Here is a 12,806-nt window from a genome sequence, read left to right on the forward strand (position 1 = left end):
GTCTGATACTTTCTGCTCCCTAGAGAGCTCACCGAAAAGCTCCCCTATATCCGTGACCGCTAACAAAGATACCGTAAATTCATGCATACATCGAGAACATCGGACTTTTGTTCCCGTGGCCTTTATCTTAGCGTCATCAAGCCGGTATGTTGTCCCACATTTTTTACATCTAATTATCATATGAGTAAATCCTCAAAACAGATTCCTACTGATCTCCTATCAAATTTGATGCATAATTTATGCCATTTTAACCTGAAACTCCAAGATAATGCTCATAATAGGTGCAAACGCAGCTATCTATCAGTGACCCTTTGCACTATGTGTCACGTGTTTTGCCCTGCTGCGTCACCGAACGCAGCGCAGTGATCTGTGAGGGAATAGGTCTCAAGAAATGAGGTGCGATAGTGGCCGCGCAGAGGCGATCCCTCTAGCGCACCCTACTGCCAGGGGGAACCTGCTCGTCAGGCGTAAGCAGCACTGGTTTTCCTTCCACTGCAAGGATCATCCCCCGGCTCTCCACACCGCGCACCTTCCTCGGTTCGAGATTGACCAGCGTTGGAATCTGTTTTCCGACAAGCTGCTCTGGTGTGTAGTGAGGAGCAATACCTGCGACAACCTGCCTCGTTTCGGCCCCAAGGTAACCATTGGACCTCCTCCTTACTCACTAGACACTGTTCCGCCTCATGGTATGGTAAAAAACCCCTGGGCCGCTGAAGCTCAGCGAAGATAGGGTTCCCATTGACTGGCCGTCTCTCGAATGTACCCGGCTGGGGGGCCTTTGACGATCCGGTTGTGGCCGGGCAACAGGATATCCACCTCGAGTTCGGCAAGCCGCATCAGCGATTGTCTCAACTGAGAGGCATTGGCCCCGTGAAGATCAAAGCGGCCAATGGCGTAATCGGCATAGACAACGTCACCCGGGATAAGGATCAGTTGAGGACGATGATAAAGGGCGATACTACCCAGAGAGTGTCCTGGAACGTGGATTACCTCCCAGACCATGCCGCCGATCTCCAGAGTTTCGCCCCCCTGCAGGTGACGATGCACCTGAAAGGTAAAGGCACCAGGTTTCAGACCATACTGCATCTGGCACATCCCCCTGAACATATCCATACCGTACACGGTCCTCTCATCCCCCTGTTCGAGGGGCGCGGCTTCCAGCGTGTGTACCCAGAGCTCAGCCCAGGGAATCTGCTGGAGGATTTCAGAGAGACAACCGATATGATCCAGGTGGGTATGGGTCATGATAACCCTTTTTATGGCCTCCAGCTCGATTCCCATTTTTTCGATAGCCTCGATCTTGTATTCACCCTTCCCCATGAGACCGGGGTCAACGAGTGAAAGATCCCGGGATGTCGGCTCTCCTACCACATAGGTATGTGAATCGGGAATAAATTCATCCTGCCCCGGAATAAAATATACACCGTCTATAATCTTCTCCATAGCAGTACCCCTCAGGTTTTTTTGCTCCCGTTCATCCGTGACGCGCGATCGTTTGGCATACCCCGTGCGCCGGCTCTGTGCAAGCGTTCTGGATATCCTAATCTTCCGTAGGCCTCTCCGCAGATCCCTTCTTTACCAAGTTCAGAACTCCCCCTTCCTTGAGGATAGCGATATCGCGAGGCCGCAGGCAGTGGGTCAGGTTGATAGGTATTCCCTTGCTCTTGTTCCAGAGGGTAATCCCTCCCGCCACCTCGCCCAGAGGGATCACCACCTGATCCCCCATCTCTATCCTCCCGTAGTCCTCTTTGCTAGCGAACAGGAGCGGGATGACCCCAAAGTTTATCAAATTGGCCAAGTGGATGCGGGCAAAGCTGAGGGCAATAACAGCCTTGATCCCCAGATATCTCAGCGTCAGCGCCGCATGCTCCCGGCTCGACCCCTGCCCATAGTTGGTCCCGGCCACGATGATTCCGCCGCCCCCCTCTGTGGCCCGGGAGGAAAACGAGGGATCAAGCCCAGTGAAGGTAAACTCCGCTATGGCAGGGATGTTGGAGCGAAGAGGCAACACTTTCAATCCCGCCGGCAGGATATCGTCGGTAGTGATGTCATCACCCAGTTTGATGAGGACCTCACCTCCTATTGTTTGGGGCATCTCGGGAAACTCCGGCAAAGGCTGGATATTGAGCCCACGGATGACCTGGACCGTTTCGGGGTGGGAGCAGGGGGGTATGATCAGATCTGCCCCCGCCCACAATCTCTTAGGCCTGTGGACCTTCACCTCCTCCCCCAAGGAACGGGGATCGGTTATCTCCCCGGTGAGGGCGGAGGCAACGGCCGTCTCCGGGCTACAGAGGTAGATCTCTGCATCAGGGGTTCCGCTGCGCCCCCTAAAGTTCCTGTTGAAGGTGCGCAGGGTAACCCCCCCTGAGAGGGGGACCTGCCCCATACCAATACATGGACCACAGGCGGGCTCCAAGACCCGTGCCCCCGAGGCGATGAGGTGGGTCAATTCCCCCCTTTGAGCCAACATCTGCAGCACCTGTCGGGAACCGGGCACAATGGCTAGGCTCACCTCTGGGTGTACCCTTTTCCCCTTTAACACCTCGGCCACCCGCGCCAGGTCTTGATAAGAAGAGTTGGTGCAGCTGCCAATGATCACCTGATGGACCTTGACCCCCTCAAGCTCTTGTACCTTCCGTACGTTGTCGGGACTGTGAGGGAGGGCCAGCAGCGGCTCCAGTTGTGATAGGTCAATGGAGAGCGCTCCGCCATAGTGGGCGTCACCGTCAGCCCCCAGGGGCGTCCAATCCCTTTCCCTCCCCTGAGCCCTTAAAAACCGCCGGGTCTCCTCATCACTGGGAAAGATGGAGAAAGTGGCCCCCAGCTCCGCCCCCATGTTGGCAATGGTGCTCCTTGCGGGGACGCTTAAACCCTTCACCCCCGCCCCCCCATATTCCAGGATCTTCCCCACCCCTCCTGTAACGGAGAGCCTCCTCAAAACCTCCAAGATCACATCCTTGGCCACTACCCAGGGCGATAGGCGGCCGATGAGATCGATCCGGATGATCTCGGGCATGAAGAAAAAGAAGGGTCTGCCCGCCATGGCCAGGGCCACATCGAGCCCCCCCGCCCCTATGGCCATCATCCCCAAGCCACCGGCCGTAGGGGTATGGCTGTCCGAGCCCAGCAGCGTCTTTCCCGGTACACCGAACCTCTCCAGGTGGACCTGGTGACAGATACCGTTGCCTGGGGGAGAAAAGTAGATACCATATCGTGCGGCCACTGTCTTAAGATAGAGATGGTCATCGGCACTCTCAAATCCCGTCTGCAGGGTATTGTGATCGACGTAGTTGACAGACAGCTCAGTGGCGACCCTCTTGATTCCCATGGCCTCCAGTTCTAAGTAGACGAGGGTGCCTGTGGCGTCTTGCGTCAAGGTCTGGTCTATGGAAATGGCGATCTCCTCCCCCGGCACCAAACTCCCTGATACCAGGTGGGATGCCAATAGCTTCTCGACAAGGCCTTTCCCCATTGCTCCCCTTTCAGTTTTGGATCAATACTAGGTTCTTCATATGCTATCAGCGTTCAGCTGTCAGCTATCAGCATCAATTAACCAATTTCCCAATTCACCCATTCACCGTGTAAACCCAACAAACCCAATAACCGCGTCAACCGTACAAACTATGTCAATCCTTAAATCCTCTCATTCCAGCAACTAAATGGGAAAAGATTCCAATACTATATTGAAAAGGCAGAGTAGAGTCAAGGATACATGACATTTGACTTTATGAGGGCCTTTCGTCTATATTTTACTGTAGTATGATCAACATCAAAACAAAAAAGGAGATCGAGATCATGCGCCAGAGCAACCGCCTGGTGGCACAGGTCCTGAGGAAGTTAAAAGAGGCGATCAAACCAGGCATCTCCACCAAGGAGCTGGACCAAATTGCGGAGCGCTCGATAAGGAAGGGAGGAGGCACTCCTGCCTTTAAGGGGTATAGAGGATACCCGGCCAGCCTGTGCGTCTCGGTTAACGAGGAAGTGGTCCATGGGATCCCCGGTCCCCGCAGGTTGAAGGAGGGGGATATCGTGAGCCTGGACTTGGGGGTCTATCTCCATGGATATTATGGAGATGCGGCCATCACTGTGCCCGTGGGAAAGGTGAGCCAGGAGGCCACCATGCTCCAGGAGGTAACGCAGCAGGCCCTCTACAAGGGGATTGAGCAGGCCAGGTCCGGTAAGCGCCTCTTCGATATCTCCCATGCTATCCAGTCATGGGTAGAGTCTTTCGGTCTTTCTGTGGTAAGGGACTTTGTGGGGCACGGGATAGGGAGGGACCTCCACGAGGATCCTCAGGTGCCCAATTTCGGTCCGCCTCATCATGGCCCCAGGCTTCTGCCCGGGATGGTCCTGGCGATAGAGCCGATGATAAATATAGGCACCTGGGAGATAAAGGTCCTGCGGGACGGGTGGACAGTGGTCACGTCTGATGGAAGCCTCTCCGCGCATTTTGAACACACCGTTGCCATCACGGACGCAGGACCGGACATCCTCTCGCTGCCCTGACCATCATACTTTTTTGCCATTCAGAACTGCCCTACAAACGGCGTAAACAGGATCTCCCAAACTCTCTGTGTGAAAGGGCGTTTCTTCCACTCCTTGAGCATCACCCTGCGGCAGTGTTTGAGATCATCTTCAAACTGTTGCTCCATGGCAGCCGCAAGTCCGGGATCGATCACTGCCACGTTCGCCTCGTAGCTTAAAAAAAGGGCGCGGCCGTCGAGGTTGGCGCTGCCGACTGTTGCCCATACGCCGTCTACAACCATGGTTTTCGCGTGCAGGACCGACCGCGTCCACTCGTAGATTTCCACGCCGTGCTTGAGCAATCTTCCGTAGTAGCCGATGCTGATGGTGCGCGCTAGGGGAGAGTCACTCGATCCCTGCAGGATGAGCCGCACCTGAACCCCGCGTTTGGCCGCATCCACGAGCGCCCGGCGCAGGATAAGTGGTGGGACAAAATACGCACAGCTAATGGAAATGTGTTTCTGTGCCGAGTTGATGGCCAGCAGGTACTTGTCGACTATCGTGCTGCTCAGATGGTCAGGGGCAGAGGAGATGACGCGCACATGCGCAGCTCCATCCGCCATCGGGGCATGCTCAGGGAGACAAAAGGTCCCGTTCAAGCCCAGCAGCCACATCAGCGGATCATCGATGACCCGCTTGAAATGACGGAACCCAACCATCGGCAGGTCCTTACCCATAAACCCCCTCCCGCCCTGGAGCCACGACGAGGCAAAGACCCGCTCGGCATCAAGCGCAGCCGGGCCTTCCACCATAAGCACGGTGTCGCGCCAGCCGTTCACCCCGTTGCCATCGTATTCCTTCGCGAGGTTGACTCCTCCCACGAAGGCGATGCGGCCGTCCACAACGAGGATCTTGCGATGGTCGCGGTTGTTCACCCGCAGCAGCGTCCACCACATGACCGGATTGAAAACGCGGACCTCGGCTCCAGCGGCACGCAGGGCTGCGAAATCTCCGCCGTTGACCGTGCGGCTGCCGTATGCATCATAGAGAAATCGAACCCTCACACCGCGCTCTGCCGCATTGGTCAGCGCCTCGACAAAGCGCCTGCCCACAGCGTCCATGCGGATTTTGTAGATCTCCAAGGAGACGCGCTCCTTGGCGTTGTCGATGGCAGCAAGCATTTGTGGGAAGGCCTGTTCGCCGTTGGTGAGCAACTGCACGCGGTTGCCAAAGGTCGCTGTTGTGCCGGTGATGCGATCCATCACGCGTGAAAACTCTTCGGTCCCGACCGCTCCGGCGCGGGGCGCTACATGAAAAACGGTGTGCAGCACGTTCTTTGGCCGCGGACCGATGAACGTGCAGCCATACCCAGAGACAAGCAACAGTACCAGTGCTATCCACGCTGCAACATGTCGCATATCTGGCAAAGGGCGCATGCACATATGCACAGGCTTCTTCGAAATTGAATCAGGCACTGTCGGGTTCGAGATACGGTGCCATCGATACGAAGAATTTGCCTGCTCTGTTATGATACGGTAGTGTATTATAGCACCGTCGGGTAGGTCAAGAGCGGCCCACAAGAAGCAGTTGCACAAAAGAGGAAAGAACCCTTTTTTATTTTTTTCTGAAGATCAAACGGATGGGGTTTCCGCCGAACCCGAAGTCCCCTCTGAGCCGGTTGGTCAGATATCTCCTGTAAGAAAGATGGACACCCATGGGGTAGTTGGCGAAGATGACAAAGGTGGGTGGTCGGGTGGAGATCTGGGTAATATAGGAGAGTTTTACCCTCTTTTTCTGAAAGAGGGGAGGGCTATGGAACTCCACCACCTCCCGGAGCCAGCGGTTGAGCTGAGGGGTCGGTATCCTCTTACCCCTCTGTACAACCACCTCTTCCACAACCTCGAGGATGTGGCCTACTCCCTCTCCAGTGATGGCAGAGGTAAAGATAAGGGGGGTGTAGTCCAGAAACCAAAGGTGCTCTCTTACCCATTCAGTATAGGCAGAGGTGGTGAGATCCTTCTGCACCAAGTCCCATTTGTTTACCACAATGACCCCCCCTTTCCCTTTGTCGTGGATCAAGCCTCCTATCCGGGCATCTTGTTCTGTGGCACCCTCTTGGGCGTCCAGGATGAGGAGGACCACATCTGCCCGCCCGATACTTTTGATGGCTTCCACCACACTGTATTTCTCCAGCTGTAAACTGATCCTGCTCTTGCGCCTGATTCCGGCCGTATCCACAAAGACATAGTTCCTCTCCCCCACGATGAATGGCGTGTCGATGGCGTCTCTGGTAGTCCCAGGGGCCTCATGGACGATGACCCGTTCATACCCCAAAATGCTGTTTATGATAGAGGACTTTCCCACATTGGGCCTCCCGACCATGGCTATCCTTGTCGCCTCTGCCTCCCCTTCCTCTGAGGAAGGTGCAGGGAGGAGGTCACTGATCGCCTCGTTCAATCTTTCTAAGCCGTAGTTATGTTGTGCTGATATGGGATAAAGGATCTCAATACCCAGATCATAGAAGTCGTAGATTCTTCCCTCATGCTGGGGACCATCGATCTTGTTGACCACAAAGAGGGCTTCTTTATCCCTGTGGCGCAAAAGGCGGGCGATCTCTTGGTCAGAAGGAGTGAGACCCTCTTTTCCGTCCAACAGGAAGATGATGATGTCCGCCTCCTCCACGGCCAGACGGCACTGTTCAGCCATCTGGGCCAAGAGCCCCTCCTGGGCCACAGGCTCAAACCCTCCTGTGTCAATGAGGGTGAAGGGTTTTTCGTATCTATCCACATCGGCGTAGTTGAGATCACGGGTTACCCCGGGAAGGCCCTCCACAATGGCCTTGCGAAAGCCCACCAGCCGATTGAACAGGGTGGACTTGCCCACATTGGGCCTCCCCAGGATGGCAACAAGGGGTCTCATCTAAAGGGGATACCTCCCTCTGTAGCTCTTTTGCTCCCACCCTATCTCTTGGGGGGTAGTCGGATTGTCATCTTTGAAGGGGATCATAGATGTCGCCCTTTATTAAAGTATATAAGAACCACGTAAATGGAGCAAGGGCGCAATTATCATTGTGAAATGGGGCACTTTATTCTATAATAAAAAAATAAGGATACATTCTCTTCAGGAGAAAACAATGGGATTGGTAACAGGGAAGGAGGTCTTGGAGGCCGCAAACCGGGGTGGTTATGCTGTAGGGGCCTTTAATATCAATAACCTGGAAATCCTTCAGGGGGTGGTGGCAGGGTGCATGGAAAAAAGGTCTCCAGTCATCATAGCGGTGAGCGAAGGGGCCATTAACTATGCAGGTTTCGATTATATCGTCGCCATGGTGAGGACGGCGGCCGAACTCAGCCCCATCCCCATGGTCCTTCACTTAGACCATGGACGTGACAGGGAGATCATCTCCCGTTGCATAAAGGGGGGGTTTACCTCGGTGATGATCGATGCCTCTCACCTCCCCTTTGAGGAAAACATCAGGGAGACCAGGAGGGTGGTGGAGATGGCCCATTCTGTGGGGATATCGGTGGAGGGGGAACTGGGACGCCTACAGGGGGTAGAGGAGATGGTCTCTGTCGGACAGAGGGAGGCCACCCTAACCAATCCCCAGGAGGCTGAGCGCTTTGTAAAGGAGACCGAGGTGGATTTTTTGGCCCCTGCCATCGGCACCTCTCACGGGGCCTTCAAGTTCAAGGGAGAGGCCAAGCTCGATTTAGAACGCCTAAGGGAGATAAAGAGCAGGGTAGGTATCCCCCTGGTACTCCATGGGGCTTCCACCGTTCCGCAGCACGTCCTTGAGCTGGTGACCAGATACGGAGGGGAGTTGAAAGAAGCCAAGGGTGTCCCCCCTGAGCAGCTAAGGAAGGCCATTGCCGTGGGCATCAATAAGGTCAATACCGATACAGACCTGAGGCTTGCCCTTACCGGGGAGGTGAGGAAGGTCTTGTCCGAAGATCGAGAGGTGTTCGACCCCAGAAAGATCCTGGGGCCGGCCAGGGATATGATCAAGGAGGTCGTGAAAAAAAAGGTAGAACTCTTCGGCAGTGGAGATAAGGCCCAGGAGGTGAGGGGATGATCTATACCATTACTATGAACCCGGCCCTGGACAGGACCATAGAGGTGCAAGGTCTGCTGATGGACGACGCCAACAGGATCATGCGGGAGGCGAGATATGCCGGGGGTAAGGGGATTGATGTCTCCCGGGTGATCAAGGAGTTGGGGGGGGAGAGCATCGCCTTGGGGTTTATCGGGGGATATGACGGACTGGAATTGGAGGGGAGGCTGATCAACGAAGGGGTCCTCTGTGATTTTACCAGGATCGGAGGGGAGACGAGGACCAACATCATACTCTACGATCGGAGAGAAAAGACCCAGATCATGTTGAACGCTGCCGGGCCGGGGATAACCCCCACCGAAGTCGGCCTCTTCTTTCAAAAGATCCGCTCTATCCCGCGTGATGCCGAATTTGTGGCCGTCAGTGGTAGCGTACCCCCAGGGGTAAGCCATAACATCTACGCCCAGATAATCACCACCCTGAGAGGTAGAGGGATACGGGTGGCCTTGGATGCCGATGGAGAGCTCCTGCGACAAGGGTGTAAGGCCAACCCCTTTGTAATCAAGCCCAATGTTCATGAGTTCCAACGCCTCACGGGGATAAGTTCGAGCCAGGTTGAGGACCTATTAAAAGAGGCCCGCCACATAACAGAGAAGGGGATAGAGTTAGTCATGATATCCATGGGGGCAAAGGGAATTATAGGGGTGAAAAGGAATGAGGCCTATTGGGCAATCCCCCCCCAGGTTGAGGTGGCCAGCCCAGTGGGGGCAGGGGACTCCGCCGTGGCCGGGTTTATCTACGCCTTGACCAGGGGGATGGATTTCAAGGAGAGCCTGACCTTGGCCACCGCTGCGGGGACGGCGGCAGTGATGACCCCCGGAACAGAACTGTGCAGGAGGAAGGATGTAGAGAGGATAAAGGGGGAAATCAAGGTGGAGACACTCTGAACGGCAAAAATTTTTGTGAAAATAATATTTTTTTCTTGCCTTTTTTGTGATAACGTCTTATAAGATAAAAGAATTTTTTCACATAAGGGGTTAAAACATTGAAATTCTCAAAGGTTCCAGAAGCTACCATAAGGAGACTTTCTACCTATGTCCGTTGTCTCGAGACATTGGATGAAAAGGGGGAGACTGTGGTCTCCTCCGCCCAGTTGGCGAGCACGTGTGGGGTTAACGCTGCCCAGGTGAGGAAGGATCTGGCCTACTTCGGGGAGTTCGGGATCCGGGGGGTGGGATATTATATCAAGGACCTCTGTGATGACATCAAGAACATCTTGGGCCTGAATCGGGAGTGGCGTATAGCCATCATAGGGATCGGCAATTTAGGGGCTGCCCTCCTCCTCTACAAGGACTTCTTAAAGAAGAACTACAATATCTTCGCCGCTTTTGACATAGACCCCTCGGGGGTAGTGGGGAGGGTCTCGGAAAAGATGGGTAGACCGGTAGAGATCTTGCACCCCGATCGACTCAAGGAGGTGGCCAAGGAGAGGAAGATAGATATCGCCATTATCACCACGCCCGCTTCCGAGGCCCAAGAGGTTGCCGATAAGGTAGCGGAGGCCAACATCAAGGGGGTCCTCAACTTTACCCCCGTCCAGATAAAGATGCCCAAAGGGTTTGTGGTAAAAAACGTCTATTTCACCACTGTCTTGGATAGTGTAGCGTATCTGCTGCAGTTGAAGAAGCGATAAAGACATCCCCTCTCCATTTGAACTTCAGTCATGTCGGGATAACGCGATAGTGTAAGCATGGAGAAGATAAGGGTTAGGGTGCGAGTAGAGGGGTTGGTCCAGGGGGTATTTTATCGCTATTCCACTCAACGCAGGGCCCAGGAATTGGGGGTCAACGGTTGGGTGCGCAACCTATGGGATGGGAACGTGGAATGCCTGTTGGAAGGAGAACGTGGAAAGGTAGAAGCCCTCCTCCAGTGGTGTCATCAAGGCCCACCAGGGGCACAAGTGAAAAAGGTAACGACGCATTGTGAGGAGTATAAAGGGGATTTAAGGGGATTTTCGATACAATATTAGGCCGTCATTTCTTTATTATCTCTTTCTCTACCTCCTCTTTCTTCTTAATCAGCCCTTTGGTGGTCTCTTTGAGGGTTTTTTCATAGACCTCAACCCTCTCTCCCAATTCGATGGTCTTCCTCCCCAAGGATTTCAGTGCGTTCCCTCCCCCGAAGTAGGTAAAAAGTAAGATCACCAGGATGCCGATGGCGATTCCCAAGAGGAATTTTTTCATTTGGATATCCTTTCCTCTCCTTATATAATAGAGACGTCCCTTATGTCAAGGGAGGAAGGGGTGCCTGATCCCCTCCTTTGTTTCAATCATATCCTCTCGTGGTACATTATGTCCAGGATCTTCGTTACGGATGGTCATTGGAGAAAAACCTTGGCCGTGGTCCGCTCCCTCGGCAGAAAGGGGTTGGAGGTGACCGTGGGAGAGAGCTCCAGGGTGACCACCTCCTTCTTCTCCAAGTACTGCCATAGGAGGGTAGTTTACCCCTCTGTACACCGGCGCCCAGATGATTTTCTCGCCTTTCTGCGCCAGGAATTGACCCGAAGGACCTATGACATCCTTATACCCATGGAAGAAGAGACCCTCCTGCTGCTGGCCAGACATAAAAGGGAGTTTGCACCTTTGGTCCGTTTGCCCATCACATCCTATCATGACGTGATCAAGGTGCGTGACAAGGGATGGCTTCTGCAACACGCCTTAAAGGAGGCGATCCCCATGCCCCAGACCTATTTTGTGGAGGATATAAAAGACCTTACAGCCGTCAAGGAGGTGATCCCGCCCCCCTGGGTTATCAAGCCGCGTGTGAGCTCAGGTGCCTATGGCATAGTCTATGTGAACAATGAGGAAGACCTGCCGACTGCATACCAAGAGGTCCACAGAAGATTCCCTTTCCCTTTGATCCAAGAGCGCATCCCCCAAGAGGGAGAGGCCTTTGGACTGGCCGCCCTCTTGGATAAGGGGGGTGTGGTAAAGGCCCTCTTCGCCCACAGGAGGCTGAGGGAATATCCGGTAAGAGGTGGCCCGAGTACCCTGCGGGAGAGTGTGCGGCATCCACGGATAGAGGAACTTGGGCTGCGGCTGTTGCGGTCGTTGGGTTGGTATGGCGTCGCCATGGTGGAGTTCAAGGTGGATCCCCGGGACAACACGCCCAAGCTGATGGAGCTAAATCCCCGCTTCTGGGGGTCCCTCGCCTTGGCCATCCAGGCCGGAGTGGACTTCCCCTGCCTTCTTTATAAGATGGCAATGGGTGAGGAATTCGATCCGGTCTTGGAATATGAGCTGGGCAAGAGGTGTCGATGGCTCCTGCCGGGAGATATCCTCCACTTTCTCACCAACCCCCGGAGGTTTCATCTCAAACCGAGTTTTTTCCAGTTCAGGGGGATGGCCTACGACATCCTCTCCCAGGAGGATCCGCTGCCGACAATGGGGAGGTTTCTCACCCTATTTTCGCTCCTGTGGGATGGAGACTTGCGCAGGCTTCTGCAGAGGAGATGAAGTCAGTGCCGAAGATAGCGGTCCTCATCCCCGCCTACAATGCCTCCTGCAGCCTCCGAGGGGTGATTGAGGGGGTCAGGGGCTATGGGCTGGATATCTTGGTGGTGGACGATGGTTCCACCGATGCCACGGCTGAGATCGCTGGAGAGTTAGGAGTCCGAGTCTTGAGGCATGGGGTAAATCGGGGCAAGGGGATGGCCTTGAAAACGGGTTTTCGATTTCTCCTGCATCATGGCTACAAGGCCGTGATTACCATGGACGCCGATGGCCAACACGACCCCTCCTTCATCCCCCAATTTATCCGTGCCTATCAGGAGGGAAAAGGTGAGATCATCATCGGTTCTCGGACGGGGGAGTTTGGGGAAATAAACTGGCTGAGAAGGTTTTGGAATAGATTGGGGGCAAAGGCCGTATCCAAACTTACAGGCACCCCCTTCACCGATACCCAGTCCGGCTATCGTCTCATCAAGGGGGAGGTGTTGAGGGGATTCCCCCTCTGCGCCTCGGGTTATGAGGCGGAATTGGAGCTCCTCATTAAGGCTTGCAAAAGGGGCCACAGTGTGGTACAAATTCCAGTTACCACCCATTATGCAGATGGAAGACCCTCCAGCCACTTCCGGCCAGTGAGGGATACATGGCTGATTTGTAGGACCTTTTTACAAGAGCTTTTTTGGAGGTGATATGGGGACCTATCGCAGGATAAGGGATTATACACTGGTCAAGTTCGCCTCCACGGCCCTCTCACTGCTGGCCAGTGCCTCTGATGAACAGCT

The 12,806-nt window shown here is 54.5% G+C and carries 14 protein-coding genes; 7 read left to right on the top strand and 7 right to left on the bottom strand.

Annotated elements, in window-relative coordinates:
* From JRI46_10125 to JRI46_10140, 4 genes are all read right to left on the bottom strand, one after another.
* Positions 1-180 (bottom strand): zinc-ribbon domain-containing protein (locus JRI46_10125; GenBank protein MBW2039924.1); only part of this gene is annotated, 180 nt, incomplete at its 3' end.
* A 247-nt stretch (positions 181-427) separates the two neighbouring features.
* On the bottom strand, positions 428-604 hold the full coding sequence (locus tag JRI46_10130) for a hypothetical protein (protein ID MBW2039925.1): 177 nt from the start codon (positions 602-604) through the stop codon (positions 428-430).
* A 113-nt stretch (positions 605-717) separates the two neighbouring features.
* Entirely contained in the window at positions 718-1,443 is a 726-nt protein-coding gene (locus JRI46_10135) for an MBL fold metallo-hydrolase (GenBank protein ID MBW2039926.1), read from the bottom strand.
* 97 nt (positions 1,444-1,540) lie between these two features.
* Positions 1,541-3,475 carry an aconitate hydratase gene (locus JRI46_10140; protein MBW2039927.1) on the bottom strand — a complete coding sequence of 645 codons (1,935 nt, stop codon included), beginning with the start codon at positions 3,473-3,475 and terminating at the stop codon, positions 1,541-1,543.
* 287 nt (positions 3,476-3,762) lie between these two features.
* Here JRI46_10140 and map point away from each other — a divergent pair, with 287 nt between their 5' ends.
* Positions 3,763-4,509, top strand: coding sequence for a type I methionyl aminopeptidase (gene map, locus JRI46_10145; GenBank protein ID MBW2039928.1), 747 nt, complete (start codon positions 3,763-3,765; stop codon positions 4,507-4,509).
* Between the two features lie 20 nt (positions 4,510-4,529).
* On the opposite strand, the gene JRI46_10150 is transcribed toward map, so the two are convergent.
* Together JRI46_10150 and der are read right to left on the bottom strand one after the other, a co-directional pair.
* A complete protein-coding gene (locus JRI46_10150) occupies positions 4,530-5,732 on the bottom strand; it encodes a cardiolipin synthase B (GenBank protein ID MBW2039929.1) in 1,203 nt (400 codons plus the stop codon).
* Positions 5,733-6,081: 349 nt separating this feature from the next.
* A complete protein-coding gene (der, locus tag JRI46_10155; protein MBW2039930.1) occupies positions 6,082-7,386 on the bottom strand; it encodes a ribosome biogenesis GTPase Der in 1,305 nt (434 codons plus the stop codon).
* Between the two features lie 214 nt (positions 7,387-7,600).
* On the opposite strand from der, the gene fba reads away from it, so the two are divergent.
* The 4 genes from fba to JRI46_10175 all read left to right on the top strand — a co-directional run bounded on the left by fba (position 7,601) and on the right by JRI46_10175 (position 10,547).
* Positions 7,601-8,539 carry a class II fructose-1,6-bisphosphate aldolase gene (gene fba / locus JRI46_10160; protein ID MBW2039931.1) on the top strand — a complete coding sequence of 313 codons (939 nt, stop codon included), beginning with the start codon at positions 7,601-7,603 and terminating at the stop codon, positions 8,537-8,539.
* Complete coding sequence (pfkB, locus tag JRI46_10165) at positions 8,536-9,465, top strand: 1-phosphofructokinase (protein MBW2039932.1); 930 nt, start codon at positions 8,536-8,538, stop codon at positions 9,463-9,465. The genes fba and pfkB overlap by 4 nt, the downstream gene beginning before the upstream one ends.
* 98 nt (positions 9,466-9,563) lie before the next feature.
* Positions 9,564-10,211 carry a redox-sensing transcriptional repressor Rex gene (locus JRI46_10170; protein MBW2039933.1) on the top strand — a complete coding sequence of 216 codons (648 nt, stop codon included), beginning with the start codon at positions 9,564-9,566 and terminating at the stop codon, positions 10,209-10,211.
* A 57-nt stretch (positions 10,212-10,268) separates the two neighbouring features.
* Positions 10,269-10,547, top strand: coding sequence for an acylphosphatase (locus JRI46_10175; protein MBW2039934.1), 279 nt, complete (start codon positions 10,269-10,271; stop codon positions 10,545-10,547).
* A gap of 4 nt (positions 10,548-10,551) precedes the next feature.
* On the opposite strand, the gene JRI46_10180 is transcribed toward JRI46_10175, so the two are convergent.
* Positions 10,552-10,761, bottom strand: coding sequence for a hypothetical protein (locus JRI46_10180; GenBank protein ID MBW2039935.1), 210 nt, complete (start codon positions 10,759-10,761; stop codon positions 10,552-10,554).
* A 42-nt stretch (positions 10,762-10,803) separates the two neighbouring features.
* On the opposite strand from JRI46_10180, the gene JRI46_10185 reads away from it, so the two are divergent.
* Both JRI46_10185 and JRI46_10190 read left to right on the top strand, forming a co-directional pair.
* Entirely contained in the window at positions 10,804-12,033 is a 1,230-nt protein-coding gene (locus JRI46_10185; GenBank protein ID MBW2039936.1) for an ATP-grasp domain-containing protein, read from the top strand.
* Positions 12,030-12,713, top strand: a complete 684-nt coding sequence (locus JRI46_10190; GenBank protein MBW2039937.1) for a glycosyltransferase family 2 protein — start codon at positions 12,030-12,032, stop codon at positions 12,711-12,713. Before JRI46_10185 ends, JRI46_10190 begins: the two co-directional genes overlap by 4 nt.
* Positions 12,714-12,806: the final 93 nt, after the last annotated feature.

The organism is Deltaproteobacteria bacterium (genome assembly GCA_019308925.1).
In the GTDB taxonomy this organism is placed as follows: Bacteria; Desulfobacterota; B13-G15; order B13-G15; family RBG-16-54-18; genus JAFDHG01.